Annotated in this window: 14 protein-coding genes and 4 pseudogenes; 8 read left to right on the forward strand and 10 right to left on the reverse strand. The window is 63.0% G+C overall.

Features of this window, described 5'->3' with window-relative positions:
• Positions 1 to 4 precede the first annotated feature (4 nt).
• Positions 5 to 643 (reverse strand): annotated as a pseudogene (locus WJW29_RS07065) (substrate-binding domain-containing protein); the annotation flags it as partial.
• 1 nt (position 644) lies between these two features.
• Between WJW29_RS07065 and avrBs3 the strand changes: the two are divergent.
• Positions 645 to 2,547: pseudogene (avrBs3, locus tag WJW29_RS07070) on the forward strand (type III secretion system effector avirulence protein AvrBs3); the annotation flags it as partial.
• On the opposite strand, the pseudogene WJW29_RS07075 reads toward avrBs3, so the two are convergent.
• The 7 genes and pseudogenes from WJW29_RS07075 to WJW29_RS07105 form a co-directional block, all read right to left on the reverse strand.
• Positions 2,546 to 3,082, reverse strand: a pseudogene (locus WJW29_RS07075) (LacI family DNA-binding transcriptional regulator); the annotation flags it as partial. The pseudogenes avrBs3 and WJW29_RS07075 sit on opposite strands and share 2 nt — an antisense overlap.
• 140 nt (positions 3,083 to 3,222) lie before the next feature.
• Positions 3,223 to 4,068, reverse strand: coding sequence for a transporter (locus WJW29_RS07080; protein ID WP_041182093.1), 846 nt, complete (start codon positions 4,066 to 4,068; stop codon positions 3,223 to 3,225).
• Positions 4,069 to 4,401: 333 nt separating this feature from the next.
• Positions 4,402 to 5,136, reverse strand: a complete 735-nt coding sequence (locus tag WJW29_RS07085) for a DUF2058 family protein (RefSeq protein ID WP_324250702.1) — start codon at positions 5,134 to 5,136, stop codon at positions 4,402 to 4,404.
• 18 nt (positions 5,137 to 5,154) lie between these two features.
• Positions 5,155 to 5,391: a SlyX family protein gene (locus WJW29_RS07090; RefSeq protein ID WP_011258777.1), complete on the reverse strand. Its 237-nt coding sequence runs from the start codon at positions 5,389 to 5,391 to the stop codon at positions 5,155 to 5,157.
• The gene (locus tag WJW29_RS07095) at positions 5,384 to 6,733 is read right to left on the reverse strand and encodes a UDP-glucose/GDP-mannose dehydrogenase family protein (RefSeq protein ID WP_011258776.1); all 1,350 of its coding nucleotides are present in this window, start codon (positions 6,731 to 6,733) and stop codon (positions 5,384 to 5,386) included. The genes WJW29_RS07090 and WJW29_RS07095 overlap by 8 nt, the downstream gene beginning before the upstream one ends.
• A 25-nt stretch (positions 6,734 to 6,758) precedes the next feature.
• Complete coding sequence (locus WJW29_RS07100; RefSeq protein ID WP_027703707.1) at positions 6,759 to 7,724, reverse strand: FKBP-type peptidyl-prolyl cis-trans isomerase; 966 nt, start codon at positions 7,722 to 7,724, stop codon at positions 6,759 to 6,761.
• A 91-nt stretch (positions 7,725 to 7,815) separates the two neighbouring features.
• Positions 7,816 to 8,373 carry a glutathione peroxidase gene (locus tag WJW29_RS07105; protein WP_011408372.1) on the reverse strand — a complete coding sequence of 186 codons (558 nt, stop codon included), beginning with the start codon at positions 8,371 to 8,373 and terminating at the stop codon, positions 7,816 to 7,818.
• 135 nt (positions 8,374 to 8,508) lie between these two features.
• Between WJW29_RS07105 and WJW29_RS07110 the strand changes: the two genes are divergently transcribed.
• The 6 genes and pseudogenes from WJW29_RS07110 to WJW29_RS07135 form a co-directional block, all read left to right on the forward strand.
• Positions 8,509 to 8,757 carry a hypothetical protein gene (locus WJW29_RS07110; RefSeq protein WP_042464800.1) on the forward strand — a complete coding sequence of 83 codons (249 nt, stop codon included), beginning with the start codon at positions 8,509 to 8,511 and terminating at the stop codon, positions 8,755 to 8,757.
• Positions 8,758 to 8,759: 2 nt separating this feature from the next.
• Positions 8,760 to 9,122, forward strand: coding sequence for a GntR family transcriptional regulator (locus WJW29_RS07115; RefSeq protein ID WP_014502778.1), 363 nt, complete (start codon positions 8,760 to 8,762; stop codon positions 9,120 to 9,122).
• A complete protein-coding gene (locus WJW29_RS07120) occupies positions 9,119 to 9,994 on the forward strand; it encodes an ABC transporter ATP-binding protein (protein WP_011258772.1) in 876 nt (291 codons plus the stop codon). Before WJW29_RS07115 ends, WJW29_RS07120 begins: the two co-directional genes overlap by 4 nt.
• Positions 9,991 to 10,977, forward strand: a complete 987-nt coding sequence (locus tag WJW29_RS07125) for a hypothetical protein (RefSeq protein WP_011258771.1) — start codon at positions 9,991 to 9,993, stop codon at positions 10,975 to 10,977. The genes WJW29_RS07120 and WJW29_RS07125 overlap by 4 nt, the downstream gene beginning before the upstream one ends.
• Positions 10,978 to 10,986: 9 nt before the next feature.
• Positions 10,987 to 11,823: a DUF4097 family beta strand repeat-containing protein gene (locus WJW29_RS07130; protein ID WP_011258770.1), complete on the forward strand. Its 837-nt coding sequence runs from the start codon at positions 10,987 to 10,989 to the stop codon at positions 11,821 to 11,823.
• A gap of 55 nt (positions 11,824 to 11,878) precedes the next feature.
• Positions 11,879 to 12,070, forward strand: a pseudogene (locus tag WJW29_RS07135) (hypothetical protein); the annotation flags it as partial.
• Between the two features lie 66 nt (positions 12,071 to 12,136).
• On the opposite strand, the gene WJW29_RS07140 reads toward WJW29_RS07135, so the two are convergent.
• Positions 12,137 to 12,370, reverse strand: a complete 234-nt coding sequence (locus WJW29_RS07140; RefSeq protein ID WP_012445136.1) for a hypothetical protein — start codon at positions 12,368 to 12,370, stop codon at positions 12,137 to 12,139.
• Between the two features lie 85 nt (positions 12,371 to 12,455).
• Between WJW29_RS07140 and WJW29_RS07145 the strand changes: the two genes are divergently transcribed.
• The gene (locus WJW29_RS07145; protein ID WP_027703710.1) at positions 12,456 to 12,878 is read left to right on the forward strand and encodes a hypothetical protein; all 423 of its coding nucleotides are present in this window, start codon (positions 12,456 to 12,458) and stop codon (positions 12,876 to 12,878) included.
• A gap of 122 nt (positions 12,879 to 13,000) precedes the next feature.
• On the opposite strand, the gene WJW29_RS07150 is transcribed toward WJW29_RS07145, so the two are convergent.
• Positions 13,001 to 14,404, reverse strand: a complete 1,404-nt coding sequence (locus WJW29_RS07150) for a class II fumarate hydratase (protein ID WP_011408367.1) — start codon at positions 14,402 to 14,404, stop codon at positions 13,001 to 13,003.
• Between the last annotated feature and the right edge of the window lie 329 nt (positions 14,405 to 14,733).

Genomic DNA, 14,733 nt, shown 5'->3' on the forward strand with positions numbered 1-14,733 from the left:
CTGGTCAGCGGCCTGAGGCCTTGGTGGGGGAATGGGCGAATGGACTGCTAGGGGGAGGTGATGACATGCGAGCTACGGGCGCGCAGGCGCTGCTTGCGCGAATTTTCAGGGCGACTGCTGCGGTCAATTGCTGCGCGGCGAGCTCGGGGCTACCGATCCGCTGCAATACCAGTTGCGCGGCCTGTCTTCCGCGCGCACGCGGGTGTGCGGCCAGGGTTGTCAATGCAGGCGTGAACAACGCTGCTTCGGCGATGTCGTCGAAGCCGGTCATCGCAAAGTCGCGGCCTGGCAGGATGCCGTGCTTCGCCAACGCCGCCATCAAGCCCAGCGCAACGCTGTCGTTGTAGCAGACTGCCGCAGTCGCAGCTTGCGCATCGCTGCTGAGCAAGCGCACGCCACATAGTGCAGCTTCCTGGCGATTGGGTGCCGCCTCGAAGTACAGGGTGTCCAAGCCTGCTTCCTGCATCGCGCGCGCATAGCCTGCGCGACGCTGGCGACATGAACTGGATGCAGCATGCCCACCAAAAAACACGATGCGCCGATGCCCTTGCGCGATCAGATGGGTGCACGCCAGAAACGCGCCCTGCGCATTGTCCAACGCCAGCAGATCCCACTGCGCGCCTTCTACCTCACGGTTGAACAGCAATGGCGGCAAGCAGGCGCTGGAGACGGTGCAGCGGCTGTTGCCGGTGCTGTGCCAGGACCCATGGCCTGACCCGGACCAGGTGGTGGCCATCGCCAACAATACGGCGGCAAGCAGGCGCTGGAGACGGTGCAGCGGCTGTTGCGGTGCTGTGCCAGGACCATGGCCTGACCCCGGACCAGGTGGTGGCCATCGCCAACAATAACGGCGGCAAGCAGGCGCTGGAGACGGTGCAGCGGCTGTTGCCGGTGCTGTGCCAGGCCCATGGCCTGCCCCCGGACCAGGTCGTGGCCATCGCCAGCAATATTGGCGGCAAGCAGGCGCTGGAGACGGTGCAGCGGCTGTTGCCGGTGCTGTGCCAGGACCATGGCCTGACCCCGGACCAGGTGGTGGCCATCGCCAGCAATGGCGGCGGCAAGCAGGCGCTGGAGACGGTGCAGCGGCTGTTGCCGGTGCTGTGCCAGGACCATGGCCTGACCCCGGACCAGGTGGTGGCCATCGCCAGCCACGATGGCGGCAAGCAGGCGCTGGAGACGGTGCAGCGGCTGTTGCCGGTGCTGTGCCAGGACCATGGCCTGACCCCGGACCAGGTGGTGGCCATCGCCAGCAATGGCGGCGGCAAGCAGGCGCTGGAGACGGTGCAGCGGCTGTTGCCGGTGCTGTGCCAGGACCATGGCCTGAGTCCGGACCAGGTGGTGGCCATCGCCAGCCACGATGGCGGCAAGCAGGCGCTGGAGACGGTGCAGCGGCTGTTGCCGGTGCTGTGCCAGGACCATGGCCTGACCCTGGACCAGGTGGTGGCCATCGCCAGCCACGATGGCGGCAAGCAGGCGCTGGAGACGGTGCAACGGCTGTTGCCGGTGCTGTGCCAGGCCCATGGCCTGACCCCGGACCAGGTCGTGGCCATCGCCAGCCACGATGGCGGCAAGCAGGCGCTGGAGACGGTGCAGCGGCTGTTGCCGGTGCTGTGCCAGGACCATGGCCTGACCCCGGACCAGGTGGTGGCCATCGCCAGCAATGGCGGCGGCAAGCAGGCGCTGGAGAGCATTGTTGCCCAGTTATATCGCCCTGATCCGGCGTTGGCCGCGTTGACCAACGACCACCTCGTCGCCTTGGCCTGCCTCGGCGGACGTCCTGCCCTGGATGCAGTGAAAAAGGGATTGCCGCACGCGCCGGAATTGATCAGAAGAATCAATCGCCGTATTCCCGAACGCACGTCCCATCGCGTTGCCGACCTCGCGCACGTGGTGCGCGTGCTTGGTTTTTTCCAGAGCCACTCCCACCCAGCGCAAGCATTCGATGACGCCATGACACAGTTCGGGATGAGCAGGCACGGGTTGGTACAGCTCTTTCGCAGAGTGGGCGTCACCGAATTCGAAGCCCGCTACGGAACGCTCCCCCCAGCCTCGCAGCGTTGGGACCGTATCCTCCAGGCATCAGGGATGAAAAGGGCCAAACCGTCCCCTACTTCAGCTCAAACACCGGATCAGGCGTCTTTGCATGCATTCGCCGATTCGCTGGAGCGTGACCTTGATGCGCCCAGCCCAATGCACGAGGGAGATCAGACGCGGGCAAGCAGCCGTAAACGGTCCCGATCGGATCGTGCTGTCACCGGCCCCTCCGCACAGCAATCTTTCGAGGTACGCGTTCCCGAACAGCGCGATGCTCTGCATTTGCCCCTCAGCTGGAGGGTAAAACGCCCGCGTACCAGGATCGGGGGCGGCCTCCCGGATCCTGGTACGCCCATCGCTGCCGACCTGGCAGCGTCCAGCACCGTGATGTGGGAACAAAATGCGGACCCCTTCGCAGGGGCAGCGGATGATTTCCCGGCATTCAACGAAGAGGAGCTCGCATGGTTGATGGAGCTATTGCCTCAGTCAGGCTCAGTCGGAGGGACGATCTGACCACATTACGTTGGCGGCCGAGTACCTGGCTGAGCGCCTGCGCCTGGCTGCCTTCGGCCGGCGACAGGATGATGCCCGCCGGCGTGTGCTCCATCAACGAGGTCAGCACCACCTGTTGACGCTGCGTCGATTCGCCGGTGCTGCCGAGCAGGGTCACATAACCGGCCGCGCCCAATGCTTCGTTGACACCGGCGGCGAATTCGGCAAAAAAGGGGTTGGACAAATCGTTGATGACCAGCGCGATGCTGGACGAGGTGCGCTGGCGCAAATTCGCCGCAGTACGGTTGTAGACATAATTCTGCCGATCCAGCTCGGCCTCCACGCACGCGCGCGTGCTTGCATGCACCAGCGGGCTACCGCGCAGCACCAGCGACACCGTCGCCCGCGACACACCAATGGCCCCTGCGATATCGCGCAAGGTCACCGCGCCGCGACGCGCGCGTCGCGCGTCACCACCCGCAGTGCACTCGGGTGTCGGCTTGGCGGGTGTCACGTGGCAAGCCTTGCGGTGAAAGAAAGGCGCATACATTGGCATCAAATTGGATCGATCCAATTAGGCCTTTTCCGGGCTGCCAATGCATGCGGCACTGCAACATGGACAATCCAGCGCCCGCACAGAAATCCGCGACGGCCTCGGCTCGACCATTGACTACAGTTGCCGCAACTTCTTCGCGCTCACTCGAACGCGATCGACAGCCCGATGCCGCCCTGCCAATCCGGGCTCTCCGAGGTCAGGCCACGCAATACCGACACGTCCAGCTGCATCGCATGCGGCAGCCGCCAGGCGCCGCCCGCACCGGCCACGCGCGAATGCTCACTGCCGGTGTCGAAACCCGCTTCCACGTAGCTGCTGAAACGATCACCGGAGAAAAACGTGTAATTGGGCGCGAAGGTCCAGGTGTTCCCACCATCGTCGCGCGCGTAATTGACGTACACCGCGATGGCGCGTTGCTGCGGTAGGTCCCAGGACGCGGTCACACCGAGTTCGCGCGCATAGCCGTCGCTGAAGGCCGGGCTGCCGGTCGGCACGCTATAGGTGCCCAGCGCAGCCCAATGAAAACTGTCCGAGCGCGACGGCAAGGCCACCTTTAATCCGACGCTGCTGTCGCCACCGCCACGCACCCGCGCGCCGCCGACATGCTGCCAGCGATAGCTGTCGCTCCCCAGCTGCAGCTCGACGTTCTGGAACAGCCCCAGGCGCAGCAGCGTATCGGCGGTGTATTCAGTGGTTCGCTGCCCATCACTGCGATCGGTACTCGCATCCGGCAGGCCCTGTTCCCAGGCGAAGGCGCCTGGCTGCACTACTTCCGTGGAGAACGGAATACCCGGGCGGTCGAATGCCGGTGCATCGTCTGCCTGTGCGATGGCGTGGCCGTTAGCCAGGCACAGAGCGAGCGCCATTGCGGTCGAGACCATTCGGCCTGTCATCTGCACATGCACGCAACCACGTGCCTGCGCGTTGACGGACGCCTCGGCATGGGAGTTCAAGGATTTCGACGACATGGACATACGCAGCACCATTGACAGGACGGAGCGAGCAAGAAAAGGGCAACGCCACGGCACGATAAGCCTGCCTGCATCGATCAGCAACAGCGCGCATGGTGCCGCACTGGCCGTGACCGGCTTGTATCGCGGCGCTTTGTCTAGTGTTTTCCGGGTTACCGGCTGTGGTGCGCGGTGATGGCATTCCAGGGGAAACCATGCTCAACAACACACCACACCTGCTACGCCCGGCAATTTGATGCGCGTGATGCGGAGCTGCTCTGTTGCGCCTATTCCGACTTTCGGTAACACGCACACAAAAAATGGGCACCCGCAGGCGCCCATGCACACCACACCTCAGGCGTCCCGGACTTACCAGACCAAGTCGTCTGGAACCCGATATTTGGGGTCCGCGTACGGGTCCTCGCCTGCCGGTGCGTTCGGGTCCACTTTCAAGGCGACCGATGGGGCGAACACCGCCTCAGCTTCGGCGAGCACCTCGGCAGTCACCAGCAAATAGCGACCGTTGAGTTGCAGCACGCCGAGCTCGCCAGCGTTGAGCGCCCTGAGCTGATCGGCGTTGACGTAAATGCGCTTGATCTTGCCGCCATACGGAAAGTGCCGGGCGATATCCGCAGCGGCATCATTCAAACCTTTGTCCTTCAGCAGCTCTTCGAGCTTGGCCTTGGCTTCGCGACGCAGGCGTGCTTCTTCCTGCTTCACTCGCTCGGCTTCGATGCGCTCGTCTTTCTCGCGCTGCGCACGGATCGCATAGGCCTTGGCCAGATCGATATCTTCGCGCGTGCGTGCCGGCCTGGGGCCACGACGGTCTGCAGCCGGATGCTGCGGACGCGACGCTACGCCGGGCTTGCCGTCATGCCGACGCTCGGGCCTGCCATTGGGTTTGCGCTCGCCATTGCGGTCGGTCGCTGCAGCGGCATGCGGCCGCTGCGGTCCCCTGCCCTGGCCCGGCCGATTGCCGCCGGGTCCTGGCTTGCCACCGTCGCCATGCGCACGCGCTGCAGGCCGTGCGTCGGGTTTGCGTTCGGGCTGGGGGGCGGACTTGAAGCCCAACCCAAGCAACTGGTCACGTAAGGTATCGCTCATGGCGGTGGCAATCTGCAATCAGTAGTGCGGAGGCGGCGGTTCATCCGCTGCATCGGCAAACAACGTGGAGCGCACCTTGCCCAGATCATCGAGCAGGTGGCGGATCAGTTCGGCATTGCGGGCGCCCGTCAAACGGGCGTCCGCAAGTGCTTCACTCAGTTCGTTAAGCGCCTGCTCCTGAAAGGAGAGGCGCGTTTCCAGTTCAACCAACCGCGCTTCCAGTGCCTGGTCGCGCGGCGAGAGTTGCTCATGCATGCAACGAACGGCCTCGTCCGATGGCGTAGTACGCCAGACCCGCGGCTTCGATTTCCTGCGGGTCGTACAGGTTGCGACCGTCAAACACGACGTCGTCCTTCAGTGCCTGCTTGATCTTGCCGAAGTCAGGGCTGCGGAACTGCTTCCACTCGGTGACCACGACCAGTGCATCCGCGCCTTGCAGTGCGGAAAAAGCATCGTCGCAGAAGGTCAGATCGTCGCGCTCGCCGAAGATGCGCTTGGCTTCATGGGTGGCTTCCGGGTCGTAGGCGCGCACGGTGGCACCGGCTTCCCACAACTGCTCCATCAGGCGACGGCTGGACGCGGCACGCATGTCGTCGGTGTTGGGCTTGAACGCGAGACCCCAAACGGCAAACGTTTTGCCAGCGACGCTGCCAGTGCCTTCGGTGCCGTAATGACGCTGCACCAGTTCGAACAGATGGCCCTTCTGCGCGTTGTTGACGCTTTCCACTGCGTTGAGCAGGGTCGGCTGCATGCCGTACTGCTCGGCCGTCTTGGCCAGTGCCTGCACGTCCTTCGGGAAGCACGAGCCGCCGTAACCGGCGCCGGGATAGATGAAGTGCCAGCCGATCCGCGGATCCGAGCCGATGCCGTTACGCACGTGCTCGACGTCCGCACCAACACGCTCGGCAATATTGGCGATCTCGTTCATGAAACTGATCTTGGTCGCCAGCATCGCGTTGGCCGCGTACTTGGTCAGCTCGGCCGAGCGCACGTCCATTTCCACGATGCGATCGCGGTTGCGATTGAACGGTGCGTACAGACGACGCATCCGCGCAATGGCCGCCGGCTTCTTGGCCCCGATCACGATGCGATCGGGACGCATGCAGTCGGCTACCGCATCGCCTTCTTTGAGGAACTCGGGGTTGGAAACCACGTCGAACTCATGGTCCACGCCACGTGCATCCAGCTCTTCCTGGATCGCCACGCGCACCTTGTCGGCGGTGCCGACCGGCACGGTGGATTTGTTCACCACGATCGCGGGCCCATCGATATGGCGGCCCACCGTACGCGCAACCGCCAGCACGTACTGCAGGTCGGCGCTGCCGTCTTCATCCGGCGGCGTGCCCACGGCGATAAAGGTGATTTCGCCATGCGCGATCGCCTCGGCAGCATCGGTGGTGAAGCGCAACCGGCCAGAGGCGTGATTGGCTTTCACCATCGGCTCCAGGCCGGGTTCATAGATGGGAATCACCCCACGATTGAGCCCATCAACTTTCGCCCGATCGATGTCTACACAGATAACGTGATGACCGACTTCGGCCAGACAGGTTCCGGTGACAAGACCAACATAACCGGTACCAAAGATCGCAACTCGCATGGGTGGGGGTACTCTCAGGGGGGGATCAGGGAAGGATACCCATCAGTTCAACATCGAACGTCAACGTTGCGTCAGGTCCGATCCCCTGCGTGCCGTTCGGGCCATAGGCCAAGTTGGATGGAATCCAGAAACGATATTTCGAACCGACCGGCATCAACGCAACGCCCTCGGTCCAACCGGGAATGACTTGATCCAGACCGAACTCCGCCGGCTGGCCGCGCTGGTAGGAACTGTCGAAGACCTGCCCGTTGAGCAGCTTGCCCTCGTAGTTCACACGGACCTTGTTTGTCCGCATCGGGCGCTCGCCGCTGCCCTGGCGCAACACCATGTATTGCAGGCCGGACGCCGTGGTGATCACGCCCTTCTCGGTCTTGTTCTTGGCAAGGAAGGCATTGCCTTCTTCGCGATTCTTGGCACCGGCAGCGCCCTGCTTGGCAGAGGCGAACGCCTGCATGGTGGCCATCGCTTCCTGCTGGGTCAGACGCGTGGTGCCCTTGGAGAACACGGTGCGCACCGCGTCCATCAGGATCGACAGATCGATCTCGTCCTTGATGCCGGCCAGCGACGGACCAACAGCGCGATCGCCGAGCATCAGGCCAACATTTTCCTTGGACGGTGCAGCCGGCGCGGCACCCGGCGCCACGCCCGGCACCTGCTGGCCGTTGCGGGCAGCGAGCGCGGTACGCAGTGCGGTGTCGGTGGCCTGGGTCTGCTCATCCGACAACAGCGGCTTGCCGCCCTTGAATGCATTTTCGATGGCGCGTTGCATCGCGTTCACGTCGATGTCCTGAGCAATCGGCTCGAACGAACGTGCGACGTCCATACCGATGGCGTAGCTGACGTTGTCGCGCGTGCTCTTCTCAGACGATGCATTCAAAGCTGGCTTCTCCTTGGTGGCCGCTGCGGCCGGTTGATGCGACATGGCCGGCATCGATGCCGACATTGCCACCATCAGTAACGACGCCGCCGCGCCGCGCTTTCCCATCTTCATTCGATGCACTTCCCAAAAGTGATAAAGACGCGCCACCGATGGCGCCGAATGCGCATTGTCGCATGCGCGCGCGGCGATGCGAGCGCTGCACTCAGCGCGACGGCGCCTTGAGCTCGCGTTCGATTGCGGCCAGGACGCTCGGATCGTCCGGCTTGATCTTGCTGGGGAACTGCGCAACCACGCGACCATCGCGACCAATCAGGTACTTGTGAAAATTCCAGCCCGGCGCCACGCCGGTGGCTTGGGTCAAGCGCTGATACAGCGGCGTTGCCTCTGCACCCAGCACATGCACCTTCTCAAACATCGGGAACTTGACGCCATAGGTCAACGTGCAGAATTCCTGGATCTGTTTCTCAGATCCGGGTTCCTGGCCATGGAAATCGTTCGACGGGAAGCCCAGCACGGTGAAGCCGCGGCTGGCGAAGCGCTGATTGAGCGCTTCCAGGCCTTCGTATTGGGGGGTGTAGCCACACTTGCTGGCGGTATTGACCACCATGACGACCTTGCCCCCGTAGGTAAGGTTCAGGTTGATTGGTGTCTTGCCGGCCAGCGGGCGGTAGTCCACATCCAGCACCGGAGTGCCGGCGGCAAACGCGGATTTCGCAAAAAATCCAATAAATACAATAACTAATAGACGATTTAGCAACATGAGCAAGGCCCTTCGATAATTGAGGCGGCGCACCGGTGAGGGGGTGCCATCAGTTGGGGATGACAAGCAGTTGACTGCCTGCGTGTCGGTGTTGTAGTTTAATACAACACCAGTTATCCAACGCAAGGGGAAAGCATGAACAGCACACGCGTCACGCGACCAGTTCCGCTGTTGCTGTTCGGCAGCACCCTGTTCGCCATTGGTTGTCTGGGAGCCGCTTCCAGTCAGGTGACGGAGTCCGGCGCCGATTATGGCGTGTCGGAGGCGGTTACGGAAAACGCGACAACTCCCCCCGAAGCGCGTTCCCGGCCTGGCCGGCATGTGCGCGCTTCGCTGTCGATGCCTTATTTCTCCTTCGCGCAAGCGCTGCGCCCACGGAGCTGATCATGAATGACATTCAGTGGAGCGATGGCGCTCCCATCTACCGCCAACTCAAGGAACGGGTAATTGCCATGATGCTTGATGGAATCCTCAAACCCGGCGATGCCCTGCCCTCGGTGCGCCAAGTGGCGGCCGACTACCAACTCAACCCCATCACCGTCTCGCGCGCCTATCAGGAATTGGCCGACGAGAACTTGGTGGAGAAACGCCGCGGCCTGGGCATGTTCATGACCCAGGAGGCCGCACAGAAACTGCGTGGCAGCGAACGCGAGCGTTTCTTGACTGAAGAATGGCCCGCCGTGCTGGAAAGGATCCAGCGCCTGGGACTGTCCATCGACGATCTGTTGCCACAGGGAAAAACACCATGACCGCCGTCTCCTCCGACCATGTGGTAAACGCACGTGGCCTGCGCAAGGCCTACAAGCATCGGCTCGCGCTGGACAACACCAGCTTCACCATCGACGCCGGCCGCATCGTCGGTCTGATCGGCCCCAACGGCGCCGGCAAGACCACTGCGCTCAAAGCGGTGCTGGGCCTGACCGATTTCGATGGCGAGTTGCGGGTGTTGGGGATGGATCCGCGCACCCAGCGCAACGCGCTGATGAACGAGGTCTGCTTCATCGCCGACGTGGCGGTGCTACCGCGCTGGCTGCGGGTGGGCGAGGCGATCGATTTCGTTGCCGGCGTGCATCCGCGCTTCGATCGCGCCAAGTGCGAACGCTTCCTCGCGAATACCCAGCTCAACCGCAAATCGCGGGTGCGCGAATTGTCCAAGGGCATGATCGTGCAGTTGCATCTGGCGCTGGTCATGGCGATCGACGCACGCATCCTGGTGCTGGACGAACCGACGCTGGGCCTGGACATCCTCTACCGCAAGCAGTTCTACCAGCGCCTGCTGGAGGATTACTTCGATGAGCAGACAACCATCATCGTCACCACGCACCAGGTCGAAGAGATCGAACACATCCTCACCGATGTGATGTTCATCCGCGACGGCCGCATCGTGCTCACCGCCGATATGGAAAGCGTTTCCGAGCGCTATACCGACGTGTTGGTCGGTGCCGACCATCTGGATGCAGCGCGCGCCCTGAAGCCGATCGACGAGCGCAGCCTGCCGTTCGGCAAGACGGTGATGTTGTTCGATGGCGCGCCGAAAGCGCAGCTCGCCCGTTTCGGCGAAACCCGCAATCCCGGCCTGGCCGACCTGTTCGTTGCGGTCATGAAGGAGACCTACGCATGAATGCAGTGACCAACCAAGCATCACCCGCACGCACCTTCGCCTGGCTGCTCAAACGCGAGTACTGGGAGCACCGTGGCGGCTTCGTGTGGGCACAAGTCATCACCGGCGGCATTGCCGTATTCTTCGCGCTGCTGGGCGCGGTGATCGGTGCGATCAGTGCACGCCGCAACATGGTCGGCGACAGCATCACCATGGACGATCTGGCCGAATACACGCGTAGGCTGGGCCAGGTTGGCGACGGTCTGTTGCTGGGCGGCATCGGCATCGCCTCGGTGGTCCTGGCGTTTGTGGTGTTTTTCTACGCGCTCGGCAGCCTGTACGACGACCGTCGCGACCGCAGCGTGCTGTTCTGGAAATCGTTGCCGGTGTCGGACGTGCAGACGGTGTTGTCCAAGGCCGCCTGGGCGTTGCTGCTGGCGCCACTGATCTCCATCGTGATCGGTGCAGCGGTGGGCATGGCGCTATGGTTGATCGCCATCGTCGGCGCATCGATTGCAGGCGTGCCCAGCCCCTGGGCAATGGCGACCCATTCGCACCCGTTCTCGCTGCTGTGGCTGTTGCTGAAGACCGTGCCGATGAGCCTGTTATGGGCGCTGCCGACCGTGGGCTGGCTGATGTTCTGCTCGGCCTGGGCCACCAGCAAACCGTTCCTGTGGGCAGTGCTGTTTCCGCTGCTGGCCTGCGTGATGCTGAGCATTCTCTCGGCAATGCCGGGCGTGTCGCTGCCGATCGGCTGGATCTGGTACATCGTCGGCTACCGCGGCCTGCTCAGCGCCCTGCCCGGCACCTGGTCGCCGCTTGCCGTCAGCGGCACTCTGGACAGCAGCACGCTGCAGAACCCCAGCGACCTGGTGCAATGGGCGCTGCAGCACACCAACAGCACGCTCGTTTATGGCAGCCCGGATATCTGGATCGGCGCAGCCATCGGTATCGCCTTGATCGCGGCTTCCATCTACCTGCGCCGTCGTCGCGCCGAAGCCTGAGGGACACCTGTGCGCCTGATCCTGAGCTTGGCCATTGTGTGCGCACTGCCCTCTGCCGCAGCCGCAGCCGCAGCCGCAGCGGCAGAGGAGCAGTGCAAATTCTCCGAACCACGCAGCCTGAGGTTACAGCTGACCGGCGTGAAATCGGTGCTGTTCGAGGTCGCCTCCAACGACCTGCATCTGGACGCGTTAGCGAGCAGCAGCGGAAAACTGAGCGGGCGCGCCTGTGCTGCGAGGGCTGAGTTGCTCAAGAGCCTGACCGTGACCCAGAAGCGCGTCGGCGACAAGCTGGTGGTGACCTTGCACGATGACCGCCGGTTTTCCTTCGGCAAGAGCTATTCCTACCTGGATCTGCACGGCAGCGTGCCCAACACGATACTGGTGCAATTCGACGTGGGTTCCGGCGATGCGCAGATCAACGGGGCCGCCGCAGTGAGCGCCGACGTGGGTTCCGGCGACATGACGATTCGTCACACCAAGGGCCGCGTGACCGCCAAGGTCGGCTCCGGCGATGTCGAGCTGGAAGATCTGCACGCACTGCGCGTGCTGGCAGTGGGCTCGGGCGATCTCAAGGCGCGTCAAGTGCACGGCGCAGCACAGGTGGCGAAAGTGGAATCCGGCGAGGTCAAGCTGCACGGCGTCGCAGGCAACATCAAGCTCGGCACGATCGGATCGGGCGATGTCGATATCCGCGATGTGCAAGGCAATGTCAACGTAGAGTCGGTCGCTTCCGGCACGTTGAATGTCCGCAAGGTGCGCGGCGATCTGAGCGTGGCGCGCAAAGGCAGCGGCGATATCGATGCAAGCGATATCTACGGCAGCACGCGTGTGCCGGCAGACAAATGACGGATTCTTTCAGGATGCGGGAGAATTGCTGATGAAATTGCTTGTTTCAGCGACACTTAGCGGCAACGCCGATCAGATCGGCAACAAGATCGAGGCTGAGGCAGACACTTTCAAGAACAAGGCCATGCAGGTCTGCGATCAGCTGGCCACGCTGCGCACTGCACAGAATGCAGCGGCGCAACTGGTGCCGGCATTTGCGCCGTATTCGCGCCTGACGCAAAACGACATCGACGATTGCCGTCGGTAAAGCAGCGGGCACAACGACTGCGCTCACCGCCAGGCGGGCGCGGCCGGTGGCTGGAAACCTCGTGTACTAACCATACACGCCGATTCTGAGCGCGCCGTCCACGCCCAGCTGACGACTGCCCGTTACGGCGCGGTAGCGACTCCAAACACGGCGGTTCGGTGGCTGCGAATGGCTTGGTCTGCGCAGCCGCTGGTCGATCGTCTGCACTTGGTCGTGGATCGCCGGGTAAGCGCAGCGACACGCGGCTGCATGCACGGCGATGACGCGCAGGTCGACCACATGGGCCACGCTCTGCGACATTTTGGCGCGTACTCCGCTGCTATTTGGCAGATCCACAAACCGGAGCGGGATTACACTAGTGCGCTCCCCCCAGTCCATCGATCCCATGAATAAGTTCGTGATGCTCTGCATGGCGCTTGTGCTATGCGCGCTCGCCGCCTGTGGCGACCAATCGTCCCGCCGCGCCGAACGCGGCAAGCCGCGCGTTGCAATCACCACCCAATCGGTGATGATCCGCCGTTCGCCGGCTGCAAACGCTGAAATCACGCCGGACGGCACGCTCAAGATCGACGACATCGCGCTGCCTCAGAAAGAGCGGACACGCGCCAAGTTGCAGCTGCTGTTCGGCTACCTGCAGATGTTGCGTCAGCAGGCGGTCAACGATGCTGGCCCAGATCCGGATTACAAGTCGATCAAGCTGACCGCCACGCCGGAAATCCAGCGGCTCAGTGGCGAATTGCTGGATGAAATTCCGTCGCTGCAGCCCTATCGCGAGAGTTTCAGTAATGTGCAGGCCGAACGGCACTGAGCCGGGACGTTGCGCGCAAACCGCAGGGTCGCAAAAAACAGGCCGGCGCGGGCTTGAGCGCGATGGGGCTTTATCGATCAAGCCAGTCGCGCACAAGCGCGCTCCTACACACGCAGCAGTGATCAGCCACCGCTACCGCCGCCGGCATGGATACCGCCACGCGTCAACGCGGCCGGGTCGAGCAATCGTCGCAGGTCCGCTTCGCTGAGCCCGCTGTCTTCCCTGGCCACATCGAGTACCGGCCGCTGCTCCTTGTAGGCACGCTTGGCAATCGCTGCGGCTTTTTCGTAACCGATGATCGGATTCAGCGCGGTCACCAGAATGGGATTGCGGTCCAGCGCCTCGCGGACGCGCGCCTGGCGCACCTGCAGCCCGGCAATCGCGGTAGCGGCCAACAGGCGCGAGACATTGCCCAACAGCGTGATCGAATCCAGCAGGTTGTAAGCGATCAGCGGCAGCGTCACATTCAACTGGAAATTACCGGTCTGCCCGGCCACGGTGATCGCGGTGTGGTGGCCGATGACCTGCGCGCAGGCCATCACCGTGGCTTCGGGAATCACTGGATTGACCTTACCCGGCATGATCGAGCTGCCAGGCTGCAACGCCGGCAATTCGATTTCGCCCAGACCCGCCAACGGACCGGCATTCATCCAGCGCAAATCGTTTGCGATCTTGATCAACGCCACCGCCAGCGCATTGAGCTGGCCAGACAACTCCACCGCATCGTCCTGCGCGGCGAGTCCTTCGAACTTGTTTTCCGCGCTCTCGAACCTGGCCCCGCTCAGGCTGGACAGGGCCTTGGCCACCTTGCCACCGAAACGTGGGTCGGCATTGATGCCGGTCCCGATCGCCGTGCCGCCCAGCGGCAACCGCCGCAGGCGTTTCAGCGCATCGTCGATACGCCCCTGCGCCGAACGCAGTTGCGCCGACCAGGCGCCGAACTCCTGGCCGAACGTCAGCGGCATCGCATCCATCAAATGCGTGCGGCCTGTCTTGACGATCTTGTCCAGCGATTTCGCACGCTTGTCGATGGTCTTGCGCAGATGCTTGAGCGCCGGTTGCAGATGTTCCTGCACAGCGAGCAGTGCCGACACGCGAATGGCGGTCGGCACCACGTCGTTGGAACTCTGACCGAGATTGACGTGATCGTTGGGATGCACCGCGTCCTTGCCGGCACGCGTGGCCAATGTGGCGATGACCTCATTAGCATTCATGTTGGAGGAGGTGCCCGAACCGGTCTGGTAGACATCGATGGGAAACTGCGCATCGAAGCTGCCCTCGGCCACTTGCAACGCAGCGGCCTGCACTGTCTTGCAGATCGATTTCGGCAGCAATCCAAGTTCGGCATTGACGCCGGCCGCCGCCGCCTTGATCAGGCCCAGCGCGCGAATGAAGCCGCGTGGCATCGGCTGCCCGGACACCGGGAAATTCTGCACTGCACGCTGGGTCTGCGCGCCCCACAACGCATCGGCGGGCACCTGCAATTCGCCCATGCAGTCGTGTTCGGTCCTGAAACGTTCGCTCATCTGCACTCTCCGCACACGTTGATTGTGGTGATGGATGGCTGGCAGCGGGCGTACCCACGCTGGCGAGGCTGCTTAGACTCAATTTCCAAGTGCAACACCCTCTCAGCAGTTAGGGTATGCACATGTCAAAAAGCTATCAACACCTCAGTGCGGAAGAGCGCGCAATGCTCCAGATCGAGAGGGGGCGCGGTCAAAGTGTGCGCGCGATTTCCAGGATTTTAGGCAGGAGCCCGTCGACATTGAGTCGGGAATTGGCCAAGCAGGACAGTACCACCTATTGCGCGCGCAGTGCGGGCAAGCGCTACCGCGCACGGCGTCAGCTTAGCGTC

This window comes from Xanthomonas sp. JL1, assembly GCF_038405005.1.

Bases quoted from the DNA above. Each gene is read 5' to 3' on its own strand.
- WJW29_RS07080 (WP_041182093.1), bottom strand. From the start codon at position 4,068: ATGGTGCTGCGTATGTCCATGTCGTCGAAATCCTTGAACTCCCATGCC.
- WJW29_RS07085 (WP_324250702.1), bottom strand. From the start codon at position 5,136: ATGAGCGATACCTTACGTGACCAGTTGCTTGGGTTGGGCTTCAAGTCC.
- WJW29_RS07090 (WP_011258777.1), bottom strand. From the start codon at position 5,391: ATGCATGAGCAACTCTCGCCGCGCGACCAGGCACTGGAAGCGCGGTTG.
- WJW29_RS07095 (WP_011258776.1), bottom strand. From the start codon at position 6,733: ATGCGAGTTGCGATCTTTGGTACCGGTTATGTTGGTCTTGTCACCGGA.
- WJW29_RS07100 (WP_027703707.1), bottom strand. From the start codon at position 7,724: ATGAAGATGGGAAAGCGCGGCGCGGCGGCGTCGTTACTGATGGTGGCA.
- WJW29_RS07105 (WP_011408372.1), bottom strand. From the start codon at position 8,373: ATGTTGCTAAATCGTCTATTAGTTATTGTATTTATTGGATTTTTTGCG.
- WJW29_RS07110 (WP_042464800.1), top strand. From the start codon at position 8,509: ATGAACAGCACACGCGTCACGCGACCAGTTCCGCTGTTGCTGTTCGGC.
- WJW29_RS07115 (WP_014502778.1), top strand. From the start codon at position 8,760: ATGAATGACATTCAGTGGAGCGATGGCGCTCCCATCTACCGCCAACTC.
- WJW29_RS07120 (WP_011258772.1), top strand. From the start codon at position 9,119: ATGACCGCCGTCTCCTCCGACCATGTGGTAAACGCACGTGGCCTGCGC.
- WJW29_RS07125 (WP_011258771.1), top strand. From the start codon at position 9,991: ATGAATGCAGTGACCAACCAAGCATCACCCGCACGCACCTTCGCCTGG.
- WJW29_RS07140 (WP_012445136.1), bottom strand. From the start codon at position 12,370: ATGTCGCAGAGCGTGGCCCATGTGGTCGACCTGCGCGTCATCGCCGTG.
- WJW29_RS07145 (WP_027703710.1), top strand. From the start codon at position 12,456: ATGAATAAGTTCGTGATGCTCTGCATGGCGCTTGTGCTATGCGCGCTC.
- WJW29_RS07150 (WP_011408367.1), bottom strand. From the start codon at position 14,404: ATGAGCGAACGTTTCAGGACCGAACACGACTGCATGGGCGAATTGCAG.